Annotated in this window: 19 protein-coding genes and 1 tRNA gene; 9 read left to right on the forward strand and 11 right to left on the reverse strand. The window is 63.0% G+C overall.

All coding sequences use genetic code 11. The annotated features are described in order from the left end of the window. The first annotated feature begins 14 nt into the window (after window positions 1–14). Window positions 15–1,253, forward strand: coding sequence for an oligosaccharide flippase family protein (locus tag ASD80_RS10560; protein WP_056232508.1), 1,239 nt, complete (start codon window positions 15–17; stop codon window positions 1,251–1,253). A 61-nt stretch (window positions 1,254–1,314) separates the two neighbouring features. Continuing rightward, window positions 1,315–2,640, forward strand: coding sequence for a hypothetical protein (locus ASD80_RS10565; RefSeq protein WP_056232510.1), 1,326 nt, complete (start codon window positions 1,315–1,317; stop codon window positions 2,638–2,640). Here ASD80_RS10565 and ASD80_RS10570 read toward each other — a convergent pair. From ASD80_RS10570 to ASD80_RS10585, 4 genes are all read right to left on the reverse strand, one after another. Beyond that, complete coding sequence (locus ASD80_RS10570) at window positions 2,627–3,733, reverse strand: acyltransferase family protein (RefSeq protein WP_082555202.1); 1,107 nt, start codon at window positions 3,731–3,733, stop codon at window positions 2,627–2,629. The two genes, ASD80_RS10565 and ASD80_RS10570, sit on opposite strands and share 14 nt — an antisense overlap. A 15-nt stretch (window positions 3,734–3,748) precedes the next feature. Further along, a complete protein-coding gene (locus ASD80_RS10575) occupies window positions 3,749–4,534 on the reverse strand; it encodes a hypothetical protein (protein ID WP_056232515.1) in 786 nt (261 codons plus the stop codon). Beyond that, window positions 4,534–4,794, reverse strand: a complete 261-nt coding sequence (locus tag ASD80_RS10580) for a spike base protein, RCAP_Rcc01079 family (protein ID WP_056232517.1) — start codon at window positions 4,792–4,794, stop codon at window positions 4,534–4,536. Before ASD80_RS10580 ends, ASD80_RS10575 begins: the two co-directional genes overlap by 1 nt. A 66-nt stretch (window positions 4,795–4,860) precedes the next feature. After that, complete coding sequence (locus ASD80_RS10585) at window positions 4,861–5,673, reverse strand: hypothetical protein (RefSeq protein ID WP_056232519.1); 813 nt, start codon at window positions 5,671–5,673, stop codon at window positions 4,861–4,863. 145 nt (window positions 5,674–5,818) lie between these two features. Here ASD80_RS10585 and ASD80_RS10590 point away from each other — a divergent pair, with 145 nt between their 5' ends. Then, entirely contained in the window at window positions 5,819–6,202 is a 384-nt protein-coding gene (locus tag ASD80_RS10590) for a hypothetical protein (RefSeq protein WP_156460407.1), read from the forward strand. 5 nt (window positions 6,203–6,207) lie between these two features. Here the strand turns inward: ASD80_RS10590 and ASD80_RS10595 are convergent, their stop codons facing one another. The 5 genes from ASD80_RS10595 to ASD80_RS10615 all read right to left on the reverse strand — a co-directional run bounded on the left by ASD80_RS10595 (window position 6,208) and on the right by ASD80_RS10615 (window position 11,655). Further along, complete coding sequence (locus tag ASD80_RS10595; RefSeq protein ID WP_056232524.1) at window positions 6,208–8,337, reverse strand: Wzz/FepE/Etk N-terminal domain-containing protein; 2,130 nt, start codon at window positions 8,335–8,337, stop codon at window positions 6,208–6,210. Between the two features lie 80 nt (window positions 8,338–8,417). After that, window positions 8,418–9,182 (reverse strand): metallophosphoesterase family protein, encoded by a 765-nt coding sequence (locus ASD80_RS10600; protein WP_056232526.1) that lies wholly within the window; start codon window positions 9,180–9,182, stop codon window positions 8,418–8,420. After that, entirely contained in the window at window positions 9,182–10,603 is a 1,422-nt protein-coding gene (locus ASD80_RS10605; RefSeq protein WP_056232528.1) for an O-antigen ligase family protein, read from the reverse strand. Before ASD80_RS10605 ends, ASD80_RS10600 begins: the two co-directional genes overlap by 1 nt. Continuing rightward, window positions 10,600–11,295, reverse strand: a complete 696-nt coding sequence (locus ASD80_RS18915; RefSeq protein WP_056232529.1) for a hypothetical protein — start codon at window positions 11,293–11,295, stop codon at window positions 10,600–10,602. The genes ASD80_RS10605 and ASD80_RS18915 overlap by 4 nt, the downstream gene beginning before the upstream one ends. A 284-nt stretch (window positions 11,296–11,579) precedes the next feature. Beyond that, window positions 11,580–11,655, reverse strand: a tRNA-Thr gene (locus tag ASD80_RS10615). Between the two features lie 295 nt (window positions 11,656–11,950). Between ASD80_RS10615 and cysD the strand changes: the two genes are divergently transcribed. Both cysD and cysN read left to right on the forward strand, forming a co-directional pair. Then, window positions 11,951–12,859, forward strand: a complete 909-nt coding sequence (cysD, locus tag ASD80_RS10620; protein WP_413813371.1) for a sulfate adenylyltransferase subunit CysD — start codon at window positions 11,951–11,953, stop codon at window positions 12,857–12,859. Next, window positions 12,859–14,745 (forward strand): sulfate adenylyltransferase subunit CysN, encoded by a 1,887-nt coding sequence (gene cysN, locus ASD80_RS10625; protein ID WP_156460408.1) that lies wholly within the window; start codon window positions 12,859–12,861, stop codon window positions 14,743–14,745. The genes cysD and cysN overlap by 1 nt, the downstream gene beginning before the upstream one ends. A 96-nt stretch (window positions 14,746–14,841) precedes the next feature. On the opposite strand, the gene ASD80_RS10630 is transcribed toward cysN, so the two are convergent. After that, complete coding sequence (locus ASD80_RS10630) at window positions 14,842–16,269, reverse strand: mannose-1-phosphate guanylyltransferase/mannose-6-phosphate isomerase (protein WP_056232533.1); 1,428 nt, start codon at window positions 16,267–16,269, stop codon at window positions 14,842–14,844. Window positions 16,270–16,455: 186 nt separating this feature from the next. Beyond that, a complete protein-coding gene (locus ASD80_RS10635) occupies window positions 16,456–17,673 on the reverse strand; it encodes an ROK family protein (protein ID WP_056232535.1) in 1,218 nt (405 codons plus the stop codon). Window positions 17,674–17,896: 223 nt separating this feature from the next. Between ASD80_RS10635 and xylF the strand changes: the two genes are divergently transcribed. From xylF to ASD80_RS10655, 4 genes are all read left to right on the forward strand, one after another. Continuing rightward, the gene (gene xylF, locus ASD80_RS10640) at window positions 17,897–18,943 is read left to right on the forward strand and encodes a D-xylose ABC transporter substrate-binding protein (protein ID WP_056232537.1); all 1,047 of its coding nucleotides are present in this window, start codon (window positions 17,897–17,899) and stop codon (window positions 18,941–18,943) included. A gap of 113 nt (window positions 18,944–19,056) precedes the next feature. Beyond that, the gene (locus ASD80_RS10645) at window positions 19,057–20,376 is read left to right on the forward strand and encodes a sugar ABC transporter permease (protein ID WP_056232540.1); all 1,320 of its coding nucleotides are present in this window, start codon (window positions 19,057–19,059) and stop codon (window positions 20,374–20,376) included. A gap of 12 nt (window positions 20,377–20,388) precedes the next feature. Then, entirely contained in the window at window positions 20,389–21,177 is a 789-nt protein-coding gene (locus tag ASD80_RS10650) for an ATP-binding cassette domain-containing protein (RefSeq protein ID WP_056232542.1), read from the forward strand. Between the two features lie 51 nt (window positions 21,178–21,228). Continuing rightward, a complete protein-coding gene (locus ASD80_RS10655; RefSeq protein ID WP_082555205.1) occupies window positions 21,229–21,909 on the forward strand; it encodes a DUF1345 domain-containing protein in 681 nt (226 codons plus the stop codon). Window positions 21,910–21,933: the final 24 nt, after the last annotated feature.

A 21,933-nucleotide genomic window follows, 5' to 3' on the forward strand; every position in this document is an offset into this window, starting at 1 on the left:
CCAGGATAAGGCGCATGGCCGGAAGCAGGCTGGCCGGCAACCTGCTGGCCATCTATCTGGCGCGGATGGTCAATATCATCATACCGCTGGCCATGGTGCCGATCTTCGCCCGCGTGCTGGACCCGGCCACGTTCGGCCTGACGCTGCTGGCGCAGGCGCTGGGCCTGTGGATCGTCCAGGTCGTCGAGTTCGGCTATGATTTCAGCGCCACGCGGCGCCTCGCACGGGCCGACTGGTCGGAGGACGGCTGGAAGCTCATCGTCCGGGACACACTGTTCGGGCAGAATGTGCTGGTGCTGCTGTGCCTCGTGGGCTCCCTGGCCTTCCTGTTTCTGGTGGAAGGGTTTGCACAGTCGCCGCTGATCCTGCTGCTGGCCTGGGCCTATGGGGCCATGGCGGGCTATACGCCACGCTGGTATTTCTATGCGCGTGAGGAATTGGCCGGGTTCACCACGGTTTCCATATTGGGCAGGGCGGCGGGGGCCGTGGTTTCGGTCCTGGCGGCGATCTTCACCCGCAGCGGCGAGGGGATCATGTTCGGCTATGCGCTGGGCAGCCTCATTCCACTGGTCTGGTGCCTGTGGATCATCCTGCCCAGCATACGGCACCTGCCGCTGGATATGCGCGCCGGATTCGAAACGCTGCGCGAGGGCGGCGGCATTTTCGCGTTCAAGATTTCCAAGATGGTCTACAGCCTGGGCGGCGTAACGGTGGTGGGTATTCTCGCAACGCCGGCCGTTCTGGCGCAATATGCCTCGTCCGACCGGCTGGTGCGCGCGGGCATCAACCTGGCCACGTCGTTCACGATCGCCTTTTTCCCGCGGCTGTCCCAATTGGTGGAAACCGACCGCGCGGCCGCTCGCCGGATGTTCCTGACAATCACGTGCTTGTCGGTGGCGATGATGACGGTCGCGGCCATCGTGGTCACGTTCAACAGCGAACTCATCGTCGCGATCATCCTGGGGGATGGCTATGAGGCGGCGGCGCCCGTGCTGGCACTGCTGATCTGGGTGGCGCCGCTCAACATGTACCAATTCAGCGTGGGTACGCAGTGGATGATTCCCCTGGGCATGGAGCGTGCCTTCTCGGCTATCATCGCCGGCGCCGCCATCGTCTATGTGGGGCTCGCGCTCTGGGCCGTGCAGCATGGCGGGGAAGTGCTGGCGCAGGCCAATGTCGCGGCCGAATTCGTGCTTTGCCTGGCGCTTACCGGATATGTGATGCTAGTGCGCCGGCGCGGCGGCGACGCGTAAACCAAACGGTGGCTATCCTGTGCTAGACCAGCCGTTCCGGTAAAAGAGCCCGAGAGCCCAGATGAACTATGTGCTGGCCGTTGTCATTCTGCTGATCTGGCTCGCAGCCGTCCTGCGCCAGCGCCGGCTGTTGCCCGGAATCGTGGTTGCCTCGATTCTGGCGGTCAATATCCTGTCATTCTACCTGATCCAGTTCCTCCAACTGGCCGACCTGATCCACATCGAGCACAGCTATAAGTATAAGAGAATTTACCTGGGGGATGAGTATCCGTTTCTGCTGACGGTGGGGGGACTGCTGGTTGCCATTTGCGCACCGTATATCCTGGGTGCAGTCGATAGGCCGAAACAGCTTGATGGCGCCGGGGGGCAACCCTCCATGAGCGCAAACCAGCCCGTGCTGATTTTTGTTCTGGCTTGTTTTATCCTGACGATCTTTCACGCGATAACGACAAATCTAGCGTTTCTCGGCGAATACACGATATATCTGCAGTTTCGTGACCCCGCGAACTTGAATATCACCAATGATCTTGTCGCATTTTTTCACGGCAATATGGGCGCCGTGGGAATTCTATTGGGCGTGATCATTGCTACCTCCGGGCGGAAGTCGCTTTATACGGCATTCATGGCACTGTTTCCGTATTTCTATATCGTGGCATTTCAGGCCGCGAGCATCTCCCGCTGGCTCATCCTCCAGCTTGCCATTCCGGCTGTCATACTCGCATTCAGGACACGTTTCCGCTGGCCGCTGCTGGCGTTGATAATCCTGTCCATGGTGCCCCTTTATGGCTCGCTGCGCGTGGTGCGGGAAGACAACGTGCTCGGTGTCGACGCGCTGGTGTCCTCGATGTTCGATGGAACATCTGTAAACTCAGGCTTTATCGTCGACTCGATCGGCAATATATTTGGCGCTGGATTGAATGTTTCTGAAGCGCAAGGAAAGGTCGACGTAACTTTTCCGCTTAATTTTAACGTTTTGTCATTTTCTCCATTGCCGTCATCAATCGATGGATTTGACGACTGGCGTCAGTACACGCAGTGGATCAACATATACGGCCCATTCAACGTCTTTTCTGAACTCTATTGGATGGGTGTTGGTTGGTATATTTTGTTTGTTCTGTTGATGGTTGTTACCGTGCGATGGAATGACAAAGTCGACATGTTCCGGCGTGCTGGGCAGCTTACGCCTCTGCTTGCCGGTCTAGCGAATGTCTTGCTCTATTACGGCGTGCTGCTGACGACGCAATACCCTCTGCGAAGCGCAATGCGCTGGCCAGAGATTTCCGCCTTGCTCGCATTTTTGCTTGTGTCCCTCGCTTTGAGAACCCAGCGTCGCCGGACCGTTCGAGAGGCAAGACAAAATAGACCAGCAAACGCTAGGCCGGTTTAGCCCTCCGGGCCAGGGTGTGCTGTGCCATCGCTACCAGTGGCTTTTCCACGACGAGATGTACCGCGATGCAAAGAAGCACAGCAGCCAGCGAGGTCATCAGGATCACTATCCACATCGGACTTTCAGGGAATAATGACGCCCAAATGCCCAGTATTGCCGAAACAAAATGCAGGTGAAAAAGGTATATGGAGTAGGACGCGCTCCCAAGAAGCATGCCCACACGGCTTACTGTTCCAACCTCAATTTTTGATTTTATTGAGCAGAACATCAGAATTACGCTGATCGAGCCGGTCACCAAGACGCCCGGTACTGAGTTGAAACTCAGTTGCCAGAAGTAGACGGCCAGCGTCAGAATGGCAAATCCGCCTAACAAAATCGCGAAAAGCACACCACCCTGTAGCTTGATTTGACCGGATGGACGGAAATTCCAAAACAAGCCGAGGGCCAGCCCCATCCCAAACAGTATGTTGACGGGATGGGTTATGAAGTTGACCAGACTCATGCCCCAAGCTTCGTTCCCCCGGCCTACTTCGCCTACCAAGGGCCACGCGACAATGGGTGCAACTATCCAAGCCACGATTATCCAAGCCCTGCGTCTCGACCCTAAAAATGTCACAGCGAACAAGGTGTAAAAGAGCGCCTCATGGCGCAAGGTCCACACCACGTTGGGCTCGAGTTCACCAATGGGGAAAAGTGTGAGCGCTCGCAGCATGGGAAGTGGATCGAAATCCCCCCGGCCCAGCAGCTTGAGTGCCGCATATGCCAGGATCGCAACCCAAAGCAAAGGAATTATGCGAGCAAATCTCTTTTGAAAAAAAGCTCCCATCGAAATCTTCGGAGCATTGCTTTTATTCAAACTGATTACGGAAATAATAAATCCGCTAATAACAAAAAACAGATCCACTCCGACTGACCCGCTGTATAGGTATCCTCCAAGTATTTCTTTTGCGAAATATTTATCCAAGGCGGCAATTGCAGCTACGTGATTAACTACTACCGCAGTAGCAGCGATGCCTCTAAGATACTGTATCCCGACTATGTCTCGCTTAGGATCCATACTGTCTATAAGGGGGGCGCGAAACCAACGGAACATTTGTACCTCGTGCGATCACGGAGCGCCCACCGAAGTCAGATATGACCGAAGGGCTGACGTAGTTTGAACCACATTCGCACCGTCGAGGCACGACCCAAAGTGAGAAGCTGCTATCTGTTTTGTGCAGTGGTTGCCGCCGTTGGCGCCTGCCACCCAGAAGTTTGACGACGCTACCGTTGCTGAACCGTTCGGAGGGGTGGCTTGGTTTATGCCGTCCTTATGGATGCGATAGCTGACAGCACTGTTGCGCGCGAAAATTGTGTGTCCAACCGACGTTGCGGCCGCTGGCAAAATGGTGGGGGCAATGCCGTCGTTCATTCGGCCCGATATGGCGCTTGCGGCGGTGCGGGCGAAGATGCGGGCGTTGAGGTTGCCGATGTCGTTTTTGTCTTCGGCAACGTTGGTGAGGCACCAGACGCCGAGGTGGGCGTCGTTGAGGGTGAACTTGCCGCCGGCGGTGGCGGGATTGAAGCCGGTATCGAGATAGGCGTTGAAGCCGTTGCCGGTATAGCCGCGGTCCACTTCGAAGGCGGGGCCGTTGACCGGCGTCAGATTGTAGGCATCGGCCACCCAGTTGAGGCGTGCCGCCTGGGCGGTGTGGGCGGCCAGCATGTAGAAGGCGTCGAGCCGCGACCAGACGCCGGCCTGCTTGAGGCCGGCGATCAGCGTGTTGATCAGGCCCTTGCGGCGGGCGTCGGGCGGGGCAGCCATGCGGGCGAAAAGGGCCAGGGCTTCCGGCTCATAGGCCGGGCGGGAGCCCAGGGTGATGTCGAGGCCGAGGCCCGATCCGGTCATCGGCATCAGCTCAGCCCCACCAGATTGGTGGCGGTGCTGGCGGTGCCGATGCGGATGGCGCGGATCGGCAGGACGCTGCCGGCCGGAACGGCGGTGAAGGTAACGTCGGCGCCGCTCAGCAATCGTGCCGCCACATCGCCGGCGCCACCGACATAGATGGCCCGTGTCACCTCGGCAAGGTCGGCGGCGTCGCTCGGCACGATGGCGAAGCCGTGGGCGGCCGGTCCCTGGATGCTGGTGGCGTGGCCTTGGTATCTATCGGTCATTGGTATCCCCCTTATGTTCACGCATCAGCGTAACATCGGGGCAAAAGCGGGGGGATAAGTGGGCCGTCAGCGCGCGACGACGGTCAGGTCGGTGACCGTATAGGCATCTCCGTCGATGGCGACATGCCAATGGACGGTGTAGTCGGCGCCCGCCTCGAGGCCTTCGACCACGGTATAGAGCCAGCGCCGATTGTCGCGGCCGCGGAGAGGATAAAGGCGGACCGGGCCACCGGCAACCGGGGTGGTGAAATCGAGGCTATAGGTGCCGTCGGCCTCGGGCGCGTAGTTGGCCGGGCCCAGCAGCCATTGCAAGGCGACCGGATCGTAGATGCCAGTGCGGCGCAGATCGACCGGGCTGGTGGCGATGGCGGGCGAGCCGGCGAGTTCCATGCCGTTCCATGTCCATACCGAGCGGTCGGCCTCTACGGCGACCGGACCGAAGGCGAAGCCGGGCTCGCTGCCGTCGTCATCGTCGGCTGGTGGTTCGGGCCGCGGGGCAGGGGGCGGCGGCGCGGGTTCGGCGACCGCCGGCATGCTCGCATAAAGGGCCTCGGCAAGGGCTGCGACGCCGGTAGGGGTCAGCGGCCCGAGTGCGCAGATTTTGGCAATGCCGGCTTCGGCGCAGAAGGCGTTCAGCTCGCGAATGGTGGCGATGGTGAATTGGCCATTGGGCGCGGCGGAGCGAAACCCGCGCTGGCGCAGCTCGCCTTGCAGGACATGAACGAAGCTGTTCGGGTCGTCGGCGAAGATTTCCGCCAGCAGGGTGGCGCGCTCCCCCGGTGTTGCCGCCGCAGCCAGGGCCTGCTCGGCGGGCGATTGCGCCAGCGCCGGACCGGCACAGCAAGCAATGGCGGCCAGGATAGGTAGTAATGCGCGCATGGTGCCGTCCTCCGGAGCATCTTCCCAGAGAAGGTCGGACTAAACGCGGACACAGTCAACGGGCGCCAGTGCCGCCACGCGATTGGCGGTTGCCCGCCGGGGGCGCATGGCCGATATTCGGCGGGAATCAGCCGATGGAGCCGTCATGGTCTTGGGAATCAGGTTTCGGACCCGCGCGCAGCAACGAGACCAGCAGGGCGACCGGGCGCGCATGCAAAGCGTCCGCGACGCGGTGCTGGCGGCGCGGAACTCGGCGGAACGGGAGCGCGAGGGGCTGCGCCTGCGCATCGCCGAATGGTATGATCGGGCCGTCGCCATCATGGACACGTCGGGAGAATACGGCACGCGTTCTCCCGAGGATGAGAGCGAGATCAGTGCCGCGTCCAAGGAAGCGGCAGCGGCCGAGTTGCGCGTGCGCGAAATCGCCCGCTCGGTGGCGGTGTTCGACGACATCCTCGGCAAGCTCGATGAGGCCGAACAAGCCGCCGGGCAAGCGGCAGATGCGCCCGAGCCGGGCGGACAGGGCTAGAACCTTCAGTTGTCCTGGGCGTAGTAGCCGCCATATTTGCGCTCGTAGCCGCTGCGCGAAATGTCGACCTGATTGAGCACGACCACCGTCTTGGCTTGCTTGCGCGTGGCTTCGTCGAGATTGGCGAGCGCGCGGCGCGCGTCGGTCTGTGCGGTGGTGGCCCAGCGCAGCACGAACACGACCGCGTCGGCGAAACGCGCGATATAGCGCCCGTCGACCACCGGGGCGAGGGGCGGGCTATCGAGCACGATGACGGCGAAGGAATTGCGGGCGGCGGCAATCAGCCGGCCAAAGGCCGGGCCCGCCAGCAACTGGTCGGTGGGCAGGTCGCTGCGACGCGAGCCGACGATGAGCGTCATCTCGGTCAGATTGTCCTTGCTGACGATGTTCTGCACACCGACATCGCGCATGGCCTCGTCGGTGAGAAAGTCGAGCAGGCCCTGGGAGGATTCGAGATTGAGGTGGCGGTGGATGCTCGGCTTGCGCAGGTCGCAGTCGATCAGCAAGGTGCTGTAGCCGGCCAGCGAATAGGATCGTGCCAGGGCCAGGGCCGCAGTGGTCTTGCCTTCGTTGGGCGCGGTCGACGTCACCAGGATGACGCGGCTGCCGGTATTCTCCTCGTCGGGCCCGTACAAATCCTGATCCAGAACGGCGCGGATGCGCCGGATCGACTCGGCAAAGAGCGACAAAGGTGCGGTCACCATCATATTGGCGAGGCTTTCGCGTTCGGACTTGGCCCGTTCGCGCGGGACCGATGCCGCCACCTGCTGGTGCAATACCGATTCCACCTGTTCTTCGGTGGTGAAACCGCCGATCAGGTTTTCGCGCAGGAAGGCAAGCCCGCCGCCGAGGCCCAGGCCGGCCAAGGCGGCCAGCATGACGATGAGCGGTTTATTGGGGAAGGACGGGCGTTCCGGCGGCAGGGCCGGGGAGACGATGCGGCTGTCGGCGAGCTGCAGGTCGGCCTGGGCTTCGAGATCCTGGGAGCGCGCCAGCAGCGTCTGGTATTGGGTGCGGGCCAGTTCCGCGCCCTGCTGCAACTCGTAGAGGCGGGTGAGAACATCGGCCGACAGGGAGCTGCCCAGCACCTCCTGGCGCAGGCGCTGCCGCAGCGTGTCTTCCTGGGTCTGGTTCTGGGTGACCGACTCGCGCAGATCGCTGACCTCGCTGGTGGCCGTCTCGCGCAGCCGGTTCTCGATGGCCGCCAGTTCGTCGCGCAGGTTCACGGCGGTCGGCGTGTCGGAGCCAGCCTGGCTCAATTGGTCGGCCAGATCCTGGCGCTGCCGATCCAACTCGTCGAGCGCGGAGGATTGGAGGGTCGAGACGATGGAACTCCAGTCCTCGTTCGCCAGATAGGTCGTTACGGCCTCGGCCGAGCGCTGCGACTGATCGCGCGCCGCCTGGAGCTGCGACATCTGCTGCTGCATCTGTGCCAGGTCGGTACGGCCGCTGTCCTCTATGATGCGCTGCATGTTGTCGGATACGAAGCTATCGAACTGGCCTTCCGAACTGACGATAGCCTCGCGGGCCTGCCCGATGCGGGCCTGCAGGACGTTGTAGGAAGCCAGGACGCTGTCCACCTTGGAGGCCAGTTGGTCGGCGATGTAGGACTCGGCGATGGCATTGGTGATCCTGGCGGCCTTTTCGGCCTGCTCGGATCGCACCTGCACGGAGATGAGATAGGTGAGTCCGCGGCGCTGCACGCTGACGGCGGAGCGCAGCTGGGACAGGGCCTGGTTCACCGCCTGCTCGCCCGAAGGCGGCGCGGGCGTACTGAGGCGCAGGAAGGTCAGGACGCGCGGCCACAGGCCGATCGATACGCCGAATTCCGGATCGGTGACCAGGTTCTCGTCGCGAATGGCGCGGAGCAGCACATTGTCCGAGCGGGCAAGTTCGACCTCGCTGTCGATACGGGCACTGTCGGCGGCGGAACTGTTCATCTGCGCTTCGGGCGCGAGCAGATTCTTGTTGCTTGGATCGACCAGAATCAGCGCCGAAGAGGTGAAGGTCGGCGTCAGCGTGAAGGCGACCAGCGTGGCCAGCGCGACGACAGCGACCACGGTCACGACAATCAGCCGGAACTGGCGGCGCAGCAGTCCGAAGATTGCCCGGAGATTAAGTTCGTTCTCGTCCATGTGGCGAATCCTGGGCTAGACGTGCTGGTAACGGGCCGGCTGTGGCGAGCCGGCAGGGTGGCGATGCCTCGGGCGGCGTGTCAATTGGTGAGAAGCAGGACGGGCTCTTGCGGACGAAGCCGCGCCGCGGTCAGCCTGCCAGTGGCAAAGGCGCCGGTATCGACACAGATGCGCCCAGGCAGACAGACTGCCTCCGCTGCGGGTGTATGGCCGTGGACAACCATGCGATCCTGGACCGGTGGCGCGTTGAAGAATTCGTCTCGTATCCAGAGCAGGTCATCCTCACTTTGGCGTTCAACCGAGTCAATGCCGGGCCGCAGCCCGGCATGAACAAACACCACACCAGGCAATGACAGTGTTAGCGGCAAATCCTGCAAAAAAGCAACGTGCTCCTGCGGGATATGGCTATCGACGATTGCTTTGAGTTCCTTGCGTCCGGCGCGGGTAACTGCGGACATGGAAATGCCATAGGAAGAAAGCGTCTCCAAGCCCCCGAACTTCAGCCAGTCATCATTGGGAGCAGGTGTTTCGAGAAAGCGCAGCATCATCGTTTCGTGGTTGCCGGCGAGGCAGATGCGCCTGAATCCCGTGGGCGGGGTCGTGGTGAGGCGGTCGAGCACACCGGCGGAGTGGTTGCCGCGGTCGACATAATCCCCCAGCATCACGATCCATTTCTCTCCGGCGATGCCGGCGGCGTCGGTGGCGATATTGCGTTCCAGGTTGCGCAATTCGTCAAGGCAGCCATGCACGTCGCCGATCGCGTAGACCACCTCGGGCCAATCGGCGGCGCTGAGATGGCTGCGGGCGCTCCGGGGGGCAGGGCGCCTGAAGGGATTGAACAGCATCAGATGGTGCCAGCCTCCCTCGACCCTTTCGGCCGGACGGTTGCCGTGCCGGCAGCCAGCAATGCCACGAAGGTAAAGGCTACAGCTTCGATCTCGAGACTGAAATCGAGCAGGGAGTGAACGCCGCAGACGGTGATGGCGGCCAGTGCAACCGTCTGGCTGGACCAGGAGCCGCGTCCGGCGCGGAGCGAGGCCAGCATGCGCCAGGCCAGCAGCGCCACGGCGAGAAGCGGAAGCGAGCCGACGACCAGGCCCAGCTCCGCCCAGAGCGAAAGGTAGGTGCTGTGGGCCTTCTGCCAGACGAGATCGAAGCTGACCGGCGCCTGATGAACCAGCGGGAAGGCCTGCTCGAACGCCCCGCCGCCGAAGCCGGTCAGTGGCCGCAGGCTGATCAGGTCGATGACCTGGGCATAAAGGGCGCCACGAATCTCGACATCGGAATCGACCGCGCCGAGGCGATCGACCAGCCGGTTGCCATAGGTGACGAAGCCGGCGGCCAGCACCACGGCGATGGCGGGCACCGCATAGAGTACGGCCTTGAGCCGCCGCATGCCCCAGGCGGTGAGCAGGGCGACCACCACGGACCCCGCCAGCGTGGCCGCCAGACCCATGCGGGATCCGGTAGCCATCAGCGTGGCCAGGAGGGTGATATAGGCAATGAGGTAGAGCACGATCCAGGAGCCGTTGCCCTGGATGCGGCCATCGTCCTCGTGGCGCTCGGCCTGCCGCACCAGGATGCGACCGATCTGCGTCAGGGCGATGACGGCGCCCAGGCCCAGATAGGTGGCGAAGCTGTTGCGGTTGACGAATGTGCCGGTCGCCACATGCTGGTAGCCCCATTTTGGCATGCCCAGAATGGTGTCGGCGGTCGTCAGGTTGTAGAGGCCATAGGCCGCATAGCCCAGCGCGACGATCAGCAGGCTCTTGAGCAGCAGGGACCGGCGCTGGTCGTTGACGCTGATCTGCAGCACCAGAAAGAACAGCAGGCCGAAGGTCAACTGGCGGATCAGCATCAGGATGGTGGCGGTGGGTGCCAGGCTGATGGTTTTCGACGGGACCGTCACGCCATTGGTCGTGATCTCGCCCAGGCCAAGAAACTGGGCGATGGGCAGGGTCTGCACGAAGAGAAAGGCGCAGACAGCCACAAACAACGCCACTGGCAGCCCCAGGGCGGACATGCGCACGCGGAACTGCTCGCGCTTGCGGCGCAGGATCAGCGTATAGACAACGCCGCCCAGGCCGATCGCCACGGCCCACAGCCCCCAGAAGAACGGTCGATTGCTGCCGAGTGGGAGCGGCGCAACGGCCAGGATGGTCAGCAGGTACCAGAACATGACGGTATTGACGCCGGCCTGGCCGGTGCCCACGGTCGAACCACGGGGCTCGCCGATGCCGGCCCTGGAAATCTCTATCTGGGTCATGAGGCGGACTTGCTTTGTCTGAGGGTAATCCGACGATTGAGCGAATTGACGAACTTTTGCTGCCGTTCGACGGGTAATTGTTCCACGATCGCCGTCACGCGTTCGCGGAAGCTCTCCTGGTCGAGATAGCGCTGGGCGATCGAGAAAATGCCCCGATCGCTCAGCACCAGCATGGCGAGGTCGGCGTCGTTGCCGCTGCGCGTTGCCGGCTCCAACCGGTCGTAGTGGGTCTCGGCCAGGTCGACGCGATGTTCGGCGACCCATTGCTCGCTAGGCGCCACTGCCTGCGCCGTGCGCAGGAAGGTGTTGAACTCGTCCCAATTCTGCTGGGCCGCCGCGACGACCGCGCCAGTCACCCAGGCATAGGCGTCGGTCGGACGCTCCGCCACGGCCGCCGCGACGATATCGCGGCAATGCTGTTGCAGCGCCGCCTTGCCTTCGGGCGACAGGGCGCGCATCTCGAAGGCATTGGTGTGCTGCATGGCGCGATTGCAGTCGGCCAGCGTGCTTGTCTGGGTGGAGGGGGCGAGGCCGGGGGCGTTGCTGGTTGCCGGAAGCGCCAGCAAACGGCTGATGCTGGTGGTGCCCGGCGCGAAATAGACCGAGGCCTCCAGATAGGCGGCCCATCCGCCGAGCATGGCCAGACCCAGGCTGAGGGCAAAAATCGCGGAACGGTTTATCTGACTAGCCATGGCCCGGCTTTCCTCGTGCGGCGCGATGATTGTGACTTAGTGCCATTAAAGTTTACTTGCTTCGAGTGGGGACGGGCCTTGCTGAGCACATTACTGCAAATATGACTAACCGATGGCCACAGCGAAGGATTTTGCCTGCAACCGCACCATCTCCGGCGCTCCGCCCGCTATCCCTAGTGTCCTGAGCGTATATGTTCGAGGGGCGGACATTCACAATGTGGTCAAGGCGGGAATGGGCGAAGCCACAAGGTGGTTGCACCGGTCCGCGTTCGCCTTGGAGGAATTGGTGCCGGCAGCAGGGTTCGAACCCGCGACCCCCTGATTACAAATCAGGTGCTCTACCAACTGAGCTATACCGGCGCGCCCTGCGTGTAGCATCGCCCATGGGGCGCGACAAGGCGCTGCCGGTTGATGTTTTCCAGGTATCCGACCCCGGTGCGGCGGAACTTTTTTTCTTTGGTGGGCCGGCGTCGCGCATTTTACGCCGCTGCCCGGCGCGGTGTCGGGTGAGACATGTTCGCGTCGGCTGGATTGACAGATATTTATGCCAAAGGCCCTTCGGCGGCGCGGCTTCGGGCGGTTTTGGGCTTGATGCGGGGCGGGCTCCGGCCCTACCAACGGGCCTGAATTTGTACCCGCCTGGAGCATGGACACAGTGACCACCGGCGCCCTGACGCATCTGCAAAGCCTTGAAGCCGAGAGCATCGAAATCCTGCGCGAGGTGGCGGCAAGTTTCGAGCGGCCGGTGATGATGTATTCCATCGGCAAGGATTCCAGCGTCCTGCTGCATCTGGCGCGCAAGGCGTTCTTTCCGAGCCGGATTCCGTTCCCGCTGCTGCATGTGAATACGACCTGGAAGTTTCGCGAAATGATCGCCTTTCGCGACAGCATGGCGGAGAAATACGGGTTCGACCTGATCAGCCACACCAATCCCGACGGGCTGCGCGACAATATCAATCCGTTCGACCAGGGCTCGTCGCGGTTCACCGATATCATGAAGACCCAGGCCCTGCGGCAGGCGCTCAATGCGGGCCGCTACGACGCGGCCATCGGTGGCGCCCGGCGCGACGAGGAAAAATCGCGCGCCAAGGAGCGCGTCTTCTCCCATCGCAATGCCAACCACGCCTGGGACCCCAAGAACCAGCGGCCCGAGCTGTGGCGCGTGTTCAATACGCGGCTCAATCCGGGCGAGAGCATGCGGGTGTTCCCCATCAGCAACTGGACCGAGCTCGATGTGTGGACCTACATCTATTCGGAGGGCATCGAGCTGCCTTCGCTCTATTATGCCAAGTCGCGCCCGGTGGTCGATCGCTCGGGCACGCTGATCATGGTCGACGACGACCGCTTCCGGTTCGAACCGGGCGAGGTGCCGCGCCAGGAAGTCGTGCGTTTCCGTACCCTGGGTGACTATCCGCTCACCGGGGCGATCCGCTCGACGGCGGCGACGCTGCCGGAAATCATCATGGAAATGCAGGCCAGCCGCACCTCGGAGCGGGAAGGGCGGCTGATCGACAGCGACAGCGTCGGCTCCATGGAGAAGAAGAAGCAGGAAGGGTATTTCTGATGAGCCTGCCGATGGCGACCCCCGATACCGACATCGACCTGTGGCTCAAGCAGCAGACCGATAAGTCGCTGCTGCGTTTCCTGACCTGCGGGAGCGTCGACGACGGCAAGTCCACACTGATCGGGCGGCTGCTTTATGACAGCCAACTCATTCTCGACGACCAGCTGGCCAGCCTGCGCAAGGAAAGCCACAATCGGATCACGGGCGATGAGGGGATCGACTTTTCGCTGCTGGTGGATGGGCTCACGGCCGAGCGCGAGCAGGGCATTACCATCGATGTGGCCTACCGGTTCTTTTCGACCGACAAGCGCAAGTTCATCGTCGCCGATACGCCGGGCCACGAGCAGTATACCCGCAACATGGCGACCGGCGCCTCCAATGCCGACCTGGCGCTGGTGCTGATCGACGCCCGCAAGGGCGTCCTCACGCAGACGCGCCGCCATAGTTTCATCCTGTCGCTGATCGGGGTGAAACATGTGGTGCTGGTGGTCAACAAGATCGACCTGGTGGACTACGACCAGGCGGTATTCGACCGCATTGTCGCCGAATACCGCGCCTTTGCCGAGCCACTCGGTTTCAAGACACTGGCCGCGGTTCCGGTGTCGGCTTTGCGCGGCGACAACATTCTGGCGCCGAGCGTCCATACGCCCTGGTATGACGGCACGGCGCTGGTGCCCTATCTCGAAAGCATCGACGTCAGCGAGGATCGCACGGCGGAAAAATTCCGCTTTCCGGTGCAGTGGGTCAACCGGCCCGACCTCGATTTCCGGGGTTTCTCCGGTACGGTTGCCTCGGGCAGCATTGCGGTGGGTGACGACGTGTTGATCGCCTCGTCGCGCCAGCCGGCGGCCGTCAGGCGCATCGTCACCATGGACGGCGACCTGGACCGCGCCGTGGCCGGGCAGGCGGTAACGCTGGTGGTCGACCGCGAAGTGGATATCTCGCGCGGGGATGTGCTGTCACGGCCGGGCGAGACGCCGGAATTTTCCAACCAGTTCCAGGCGCGGCTGATCTGGATGAATGAGGAATCGGCGTTTCCGGGGCGATCCTACCTGCTCAAGGTGGGCTCGCAACTGGTGCCGGCCACGATCACCGATCTCAAGTTCCGGACCAATGTGAATACGCTGGAGCACACGGCCGCCACCAAGATCGATCTCAACGAGGTCGCGACGGTCACCATCGCCACCGACAAGCCGATTGCCTTCGATCCCTACGCGGCCAATGCGCTGACCGGCGGTTTCATCCTGGTCGACCGGTTGTCCAATGCGACGCTGGGGGCCGGGACCATCGAGTTCGGCCTGCGCCGGGCGCAGAACCTGACCTATCAATCCTTCGACGTGAATCGCGACGTTCGCGCGCGGATGAAGGGGCAGGCGGCCCGGATCGTCTGGTTCACGGGCCTGTCCGGTTCGGGCAAGTCGTCCATCGCCAACCTGCTCGAAAAGCGCCTCACCGCCGAAGGGCGCCACGCCTATATTCTCGATGGCGACAATGTGCGGCATGGCCTCAACAAGGATCTCGGCTTCACCGAGGCGGCGCGCGTCGAGAATATCCGCCGCGTTGCCGAAGTGGCGCGGCTGATGGCCGATGCGGGGCTGATCGTGCTGGTGTCGTTCATCTCTCCGTTCGAGAAGGAACGACGGCTGGCGCGGGAAATTGCGGGCGACATCGACTTCACCGAAGTCTATGTCGATACCCCGCTCGCCGTGTGCGAGGCGCGCGACCCCAAGGGCCTCTACAAGCGGGCGCGGGCCGGCGAGATCAAGAATTTCACTGGCATCGACTCGCCCTTCGAGCCGCCCCAGGCGCCGGAACTGGTGCTGCATGGCGGCGAGCAGGAACCGGTGACGCTGGCCGACGCGTTGCACGACTGGCTCAAACTCTAAGATCATTCGGCGCTAAAGCGCGTCGCGATCGTTCAGATTCGCTCTTTGCGCTTTAGCTCTTTCTCGAAACTGGGGGCCACTTTCGGGAGACATGCTTTAGGCGCGGCCGAATTCGTCCTCGATGCGGATGATGTCGTCCTCGCCGAGATAGGAGCCGGTCTGCACTTCGATCAGCTCCAGCTCTATCTTGCCGGGATTGGCGAGCCGGTGGACGCAGCCCAGCGGCAGGTAGATGGATTCGTTCTCGCTGAGCACGGTGATGGCGCCGTCGATAGTGACCTCGGCCGTGCCGCGAACCACGATCCAGTGTTCGGCGCGGTGATGGTGCTTCTGCAGGCTGAGCTTCTTGCCGGGCTTGACGAACAGGCGCTTCACCTGGAAGCGCTCGCCGTTGAGCACGGAAGAGTAGCCGCCCCAGGGGCGATAGGCCGTCTTGTGGATTTCGGTCAGGCCAATCGTATCCTTGCCCGCCCGGAGCGTCTTGACCATGCCGCCAACCCTCTGCGCCTCGGAGAGGCGGCCGACATAGACGGCATCGTTGGTGGCGATGACGGCGATATCGTCGAGACCGCTGACGGCGACATGGGGGTGGTCGCTGACCACGAGGGAATTGCTGACGCCATCGAGCGTCACCGCGCCCTGAGTCAGGTTCTGGGCCGCGTCCCGCTTGGCATTCTTCCACACGGCGTCCCAGCTGCCGAGGTCCGACCAGCCGAAGTCGACAGCGACGACGGCCGCCTTGCCGGTCTTTTCGAAGATGGCATAGTCCACCGAGATATTGGGCGCGGCGGCAAAGGCGGCTTCGTCGAGGCGAATGAAATCGAGGTCGGTCCTGGCGTTGGATACCGCGCCGCGCGCCGCGGTCAGAGTGTCATGGGCCAGCGCTTCGCATTCCTGCAGGAAGCTGCCGGCGCCGATCATGAACATGCCGGAATTCCAGAAATAGCCGCCTTCGCCCAGCATCTGCCCGGCCCGTTCGGCATCCGGCTTTTCAACGAATCGGTCGACAGGATGCGCCCCGCCGCCGACCGTGGCGCCGGCCTTGATATAGCCGAAGCCGGTTTCGGGATGGGTCGGCATGATTCCGAACGTCACCAGATGGCCGGTGGCGGCTGCCCTGGCGGCTTCGGCTACGGCGACGCGGTAACCGTCGTCCACGGCAACGTCATGATCGGAGGGCAGGACATGCAGGACGGCATCGGCGCCAAACTGGTCACTGGCGAAAACGGCGGCGGCGGCGATGGCAATGGCCGTGTTCCGCGCCACCGGCTCTAGCAGGATGCCGGCCAGCGCCATGCCGAGCTCGGCTGCCTGCTCGGCCACGATGAAGCGATAGTCGGAATTGGTGATGACCACTGCAGGGGTATAGCGAGTGCTGTCGCCGACGCGTTCCAGCGCATTCTGGAACAGGCTCCTGGGTCCCGTCAGCGGCAGGAATTGCTTGGGCCGGGCGGCCCGCGATATGGGCCACAGCCTGGTTCCCTGGCCGCCGGCAAGAATCACGGGAACGATCAAGTTAGTCATAGCGGCTTTGCCCTAGCTGGTTGAGAGACGACATGCAGGCGCGAGGCCATTCGATACTATGTATGGCCAAATTTGTTGACTGAATGTCCATCGGTGGTTAACCGCGCCGCGGGCCGATTCATACGGCAATACAATAGGATTAATACGACGATACAATATATCCGCCTTCCGTTTGGCTGCCATGCGTCAGGCGAGCGCGGCGATATCGGACTGGTCTATCTCGTTCAGGGTTTTCATCAGCAGGCCCTTGAACACCGGCTCCTTCTCGTCGCGATGGGCGACGACCTGGGGCGGGCCGTTGACCCGGCAGACCAGGGCGCTGGCGAGTGCGGCGTTGATCTCGGCCTGCATCAGGCCGAAGGCGCGGGCGCCGGGTCCGACAATGAGCACATGGGAGGGGTCGAAGACCGCCATCATGCGGCTGAGCCCGAAGCCGACGGCGCGTCCGGCAATATTGAAGGCATGGGTGGCGGCACGATCCCCGGCTTCGGCGCGGGCGATCAGGCCGTCATATTCGTGGCTTGGCACGGCGGGAGCCGGGGTGGCGGTTTCGGGCACGGAATAGGCGGTGCGCAGCACGCCGTAGTCGGAAGCGTAGGCCTCGATACAGCCCCGCATGCCACAGCGGCACAGCGCGCCATTGGGCAGGTGGTTCATGTGGCCGAATTCAGTGGCGCCTTCATCGCCGCGACCCATGATCTGGCCGCGAAAGGTCATGCCCATGGCGACAGTCGAGCCGACGAAGACAGTGGCGACACTGGCATCATGCAAGGCCGGATCGAGCCAGCGCGCACCCTCGGCAAGCAGCCGTCCGCGCTTGTGCAGCGCCACTGGCACGGCAAAGGCCGATGCCAGTTCATGGGCGAAGGGCCGGTTGGCCAGGTGGGCGATCGGCGACCATTTGAGCCCGTCGCCGTCACGATCGAGGATGCCCTGCACCGAGATCGCCACACGACGGAGCCCCGCGGCTTCGACCGGGTTGCGAGCCTGGAGCTGGCGCAGTCGCTCGGCGAGGAAGACGGCAGGCGGCGCATTGGCGAAGGTGGTAGGCGTGACCGGGGATTCGATACGGTCGACCAGCACGCCGCCATAGTCGACCAGTGACAGGCGGGCGCGATTGACGTCGACCTCGAAGAGGGCGGCGGCGCCGATATGGCGGTTGAAGCCGACCAGGGTGGCCGGACGGCCGCGGCCGCGGCTATCGGATTTTTCCGCGGGCTCCAGCTCGGCGATGACTTGCTGATCGATGAGATCATGCGTGATGGCGGTGATGCTGGCGTGGCTCAGTCCGGTGCTCGCCGCCAGCGCGGTGCGCGACATGGCTCCCTGTATACGCAGGGCACCGAGCACCAGGCCCCGGTTCTGACGCCGGACGCTGTCGCTATCGCTGACGTTCCGCGCCAACCACTTTACTCCTCACACCGACGCAACACACCATTCCTCCGCCGATATCGCAATCTCTATTTATTTCGGGTTTCGAAATTGAAGTTGACTCACCTGAGGCCGGCATGCCACATGTTTTTTCGAGCAGTGAAATTAATGCTCAGGGCGCTGGTGGAGAGTGCCCGCTGGGGCGAAGCCACCGGCACGTATGCGGGCAGGGAGCTGCCCGCGAGGGAGGACAGACATGAACAAGTTTCTCGCGGTCTTGCTGTGCACGACCGTCATTTCGGGTGTGGCCGGCGTGGCCAGCTATGCTCAGGACGATGTTGTCGTCGGCGTGAGCTGGAACAACTTCCAGGAAGAACGCTGGAAGACCGACGAAGCCGCTATCAAGGCGGTGCTCGATGCCGCCGGCGCAACCTATATCTCGGCTGACGCGCAGTCGTCGGCTTCCAAGCAGCTGACGGATATCGAAAGCCTCATCGCCCAAGGCGCTGACGCGATCATCGTGCTGGCCCAGGACAGCGAAGCTGTTGGCCCCGCCGTTGCCGCGGCCGTTGCCGAAGGCATTCCGGTGGTCGGCTACGACCGCCTGATCGAAAACCCGGACGCCTTCTACCTGACCTTCGACAACAAGGAAGTGGGTCGTCTGCAGGCTGCCGGCGTCGCCGCCGTCCAGCCGGAAGGCAACTACGTCTTCATCAAGGGCAACTCGGCCGATCCCAACGCGGACTTCCTGTTCGAAGGCCAGATGGAAGTGCTGCAGGCCGGCATCGATTCCGGCGCGATCAAGAATGTCGGCGAAGCCTATACCGACAACTGGAACCCGGAAGTCGCCCAGGCGAACATGGAACAGTTCCTGACCGCCAATAACAACGAAGTCGACGCCGTCGTCGCTTCGAACGACGGCACGGCCGGCGGCGCCATCGCGGCGCTGGCTGCGCAGGGTCTGGCCGGCTCGGTGCCGGTTTCGGGCCAGGACGGCGACCATGCCGCCCTCAATCGCATCGCGCTCGGCACCCAGACCGTCTCGGTCTGGAAAGACGCTCGCGAGCTGGGCAAGAAGGCTGCTGAAGTGGCCCTCGAGCTGGCCGGCGGCACCGCGCTCGACGCCGTCACCGGCGTCGTGCCGTTCAATGGCGGGCCGAAGGGCGTTGCCATGAACGCGTTCTTCATTGCCCCCGTCGCCATCACCAAGGACAACCTGAACGTCGTCATCGACGCCGGCTGGGTGTCCAAGGACGTGGTCTGCGCCGGCGTGGCCGCCGGTTCGGTTGCCGCGTGTAACTGAGGCACAAACGTAATATCCTGACGAAGTACGGTGCCGCGGCGTTCGCGCTGCGGCATCGTCGTGACAGGACAGCACCGCCGGATGGCGGGGCAGCCCAGCGGGGGAGACGCACCTTGGCAGAACAACACGCCATTCCAACCAATATCCATCCGAGCCGGTTCGTGCAGAATCCGCTGCAGCGCTTCCTGATGGCAACCGAACTCGATACGCGCCTGCTGGGCATGATCGGGGCTCTGGCGATCATCTGGATCGGTTTCAACATCTTCTCGGGCGGCCTGTTCCTGACGCCCCGCAACCTGTGGAACCTGTCTGTGCAGACGGCCTCGGTGGCGGTCATGGTCACCGGGATGGTGCTGATCATCGTCACCCGCAATATCGACCTGTCGGTCGGCTCGATCCTGGGCGTTCTCGGCATGGTGATGGGCGTGATGCAGACCAGTATCCTGCCCAGCCAGCTCGGCCTGGGCCTCGGGCATCCGATGATCTGGGTGTTGTCGCTGGCGGCGGGCCTGGTGGTGGGTGTCGGTATCGGGGCGCTGCAAGGCGCCATCATCGCCTATCTGCGGGTGCCGGCCTTCATCGTCACGCTGGGTGGCTACCTTGTGTGGCGCGGCGCGGCCTGGTGGGTCACGATGGGCCGTACCGTGGCGCCGATGGATCCGACCTTCCAGCTCATGGGCGGTGGCCCGGATGGTTCGGTCGGGGCGCTGTGGAGCTGGATTGTCGCCGTTATCGCATGTGCCGCCATTCTCATTGGCCTCTACTGGGGTCGGCGGCAGCGCCTGCGCTTCAACTTCCCGCTGCGGCCGATCTGGGCCGAGGCCGCGCTGGCCGTCATCGGATGCGGGCTGGTCATTGGCGCGGTCCTCGTGGCCAATGCCTATCCCTGGCCGGTGCGCATTGCCGAAAGATATGCCGAGGCCAACGGCATTGCGGTGCCCGAAACCGGCTTATTCATTTCTCATGGCATCGCCATTCCGGTGCTGATCGCCCTCGGCGTCGGCGTCGTGATGACCTTCATCGCCACCCGCACCCGGTTCGGCCGCTATGTGTTCGCCATGGGCGGCAATCCCGAGGCGGCGGAGCTGGCCGGCATCAATACGCGCTGGGTCACGGTCAAGATATTCATGCTGATGGGGGCGCTTTGCGCCATCGCGGCAGCTATCTCGTCGGCCCGTCTCAACGCGGCGACCAATGCGCTGGGCACGCTGGACGAACTCTATGTCATCGCCGCGGCGGTGATCGGCGGCACGTCACTGGCCGGGGGCGTCGGCACGATTGCCGGGGCGCTGCTGGGTGCGCTGGTCATGCAGTCACTGCAATCGGGCATGGTGCTGATGGGGCTCGACAGCCCGCTGCAATCCATCGTCGTCGGTGCGGTCCTCGTCTTCGCGGTGTGGCTCGACACGCTCTACCGCCGCAATAAACACTAGGGAGTCCTTGCCATGCTGGACGCCAGAACACCTCTCGTCGAGATGAACGACATTTCCATTGCCTTCGGCGGCATCCGGGCCGTGGACCGTGCCTCGATCGACCTGTTCCCGGGTGAAGTCGTGGGCCTGCTCGGGCATAACGGCGCCGGCAAGTCGACGCTGATCAAGATCCTCTCGGGCGCCTACAGACGCGATGCCGGCTCGATCCGCATCAATGGCGAGGATGCCACGATCAACAATCCACGCGATGCCAAGGCCTATGGCATCGAGACCATCTACCAGCAGCTTGCCGTGGCCGACAATGTCGATGCCGCCGCCAACCTGTTCCTGGGGCGTGAGATCACCACGCCGATCGGTACGCTCGATGATGCGGCGATGGAATCCAAGGCCCGCGAAGTGATGGGGCGGCTCAACCCAAATTTCCGCCGCTTCAAGGAGCCGGTGAAGGCGCTTTCTGGCGGCCAGCGCCAGTCCGTGGCCATTGCCCGCGCCATCCTGTTCAACGCCCGCATCCTGATCATGGACGAGCCCACCGCGGCGCTCGGGCCGCAGGAAACGGCGCAGGTGGGCGATCTCATCAAGCAGCTCAAATCCGACGGTATCGGCATTTTCCTCATCAGCCACGATATCCACGACGTCTTCGACCTGGCGGATCGGGTGGTGGTGATGAAGAACGGCCAGGTGGTGGGCAGCGCCCGCACCGGGGATGTGACCAAGGACGAAGTGCTGGGCATGATCATCCTGGGCAAGGTGCCGCCGGGTGCGACGCCGGGGCCGGGCGCGCAGAACGGGCTGGTTTGACGCTATCGGGCCGGCGGCGCACACTACGCTGTCGTCTCCTGGTAGTCTCAAATGCCCAAGAACCGCTTCTCCGTGTTGTTGCGCCGCATGTCACACAGGCACAGGCTGTTCTATCAGGCGTGTGGCGTGGGGCTCGCGGCCTTTTTGCTGACGATCTGGCTGGTGCCGGCCTATGCGGTCGGCATTTCCGGCAATGCGTTTTTCCTGTGTTACCTTGGCATGGTGGCGAGGAAGCTGCCGAAGCTGACGCCGGAATTTCTCACCAGGCATGCGCGTGAAGAAGATGCCCCGGTCGGCGGCATTTTCTTCATTGCCGTGGGTGTGGTGGTGGTTTGCGTGGTTTCCCTGTTCCTCGCCCTCAATGGCGGTGACTATCCCGATATCGGCGAGGTGGTGATCTCGGTGGCCTCTGTGCTGCTGGGATGGTTTGCCTTCCACACCATGGCAGCGCTGCATTACGCCTACGAATATTACGAGGCGCCCGAAGAGGCGGCTGGCGATACCGAGGTTGCCGGAGGCCTGAGCTTTCCCGGCGACGAAGAGCCTGATGGCGTGGCGTTCCTCTATTTTTCCTATGTGCTGGGCGCGGCCGTTGCGACCTCCGATATCAAGGTGACGTCGAACAGCATGCGGCGGCGCGTCATTGCCCACAGCACGTTTGCCTTCTTCTTCAATACTGTGATCCTGGCAGCCACGGTGAATGTGGCGCTGACGCTGGGCGGAGGACAGTAGGGCTCGGTTGCCCGCAAGGCAGGC

This window comes from Devosia sp. Root635, from assembly GCF_001427605.1.
Lineage (GTDB): Bacteria > Pseudomonadota > Alphaproteobacteria > Rhizobiales > Devosiaceae > Devosia.

Coding starts and splice junctions, on each gene's coding strand:
- ASD80_RS18915 (WP_056232529.1), bottom strand. CDS start 11,295: ATGGCTAGTCAGATAAACCGTTCCGCGATTTTTGCCCTCAGCCTGGGT.
- cysN (WP_156460408.1), top strand. CDS start 12,859: ATGAGCCTGCCGATGGCGACCCCCGATACCGACATCGACCTGTGGCTC.
- ASD80_RS10565 (WP_056232510.1), top strand. CDS start 1,315: ATGAACTATGTGCTGGCCGTTGTCATTCTGCTGATCTGGCTCGCAGCC.
- ASD80_RS10630 (WP_056232533.1), bottom strand. CDS start 16,269: ATGACTAACTTGATCGTTCCCGTGATTCTTGCCGGCGGCCAGGGAACC.
- ASD80_RS10655 (WP_082555205.1), top strand. CDS start 21,229: ATGCCCAAGAACCGCTTCTCCGTGTTGTTGCGCCGCATGTCACACAGG.
- ASD80_RS10585 (WP_056232519.1), bottom strand. CDS start 5,673: ATGCGCGCATTACTACCTATCCTGGCCGCCATTGCTTGCTGTGCCGGT.
- ASD80_RS10560 (WP_056232508.1), top strand. CDS start 15: ATGGCCGGAAGCAGGCTGGCCGGCAACCTGCTGGCCATCTATCTGGCG.
- ASD80_RS10650 (WP_056232542.1), top strand. CDS start 20,389: ATGCTGGACGCCAGAACACCTCTCGTCGAGATGAACGACATTTCCATT.
- ASD80_RS10605 (WP_056232528.1), bottom strand. CDS start 10,603: ATGACCCAGATAGAGATTTCCAGGGCCGGCATCGGCGAGCCCCGTGGT.
- ASD80_RS10570 (WP_082555202.1), bottom strand. CDS start 3,733: ATGTTCCGTTGGTTTCGCGCCCCCCTTATAGACAGTATGGATCCTAAG.
- ASD80_RS10580 (WP_056232517.1), bottom strand. CDS start 4,794: ATGACCGATAGATACCAAGGCCACGCCACCAGCATCCAGGGACCGGCC.
- xylF (WP_056232537.1), top strand. CDS start 17,897: ATGAACAAGTTTCTCGCGGTCTTGCTGTGCACGACCGTCATTTCGGGT.
- ASD80_RS10595 (WP_056232524.1), bottom strand. CDS start 8,337: ATGGACGAGAACGAACTTAATCTCCGGGCAATCTTCGGACTGCTGCGC.
- ASD80_RS10575 (WP_056232515.1), bottom strand. CDS start 4,534: ATGCCGATGACCGGATCGGGCCTCGGCCTCGACATCACCCTGGGCTCC.
- ASD80_RS10590 (WP_156460407.1), top strand. CDS start 5,819: ATGGTCTTGGGAATCAGGTTTCGGACCCGCGCGCAGCAACGAGACCAG.
- ASD80_RS10600 (WP_056232526.1), bottom strand. CDS start 9,182: ATGCTGTTCAATCCCTTCAGGCGCCCTGCCCCCCGGAGCGCCCGCAGC.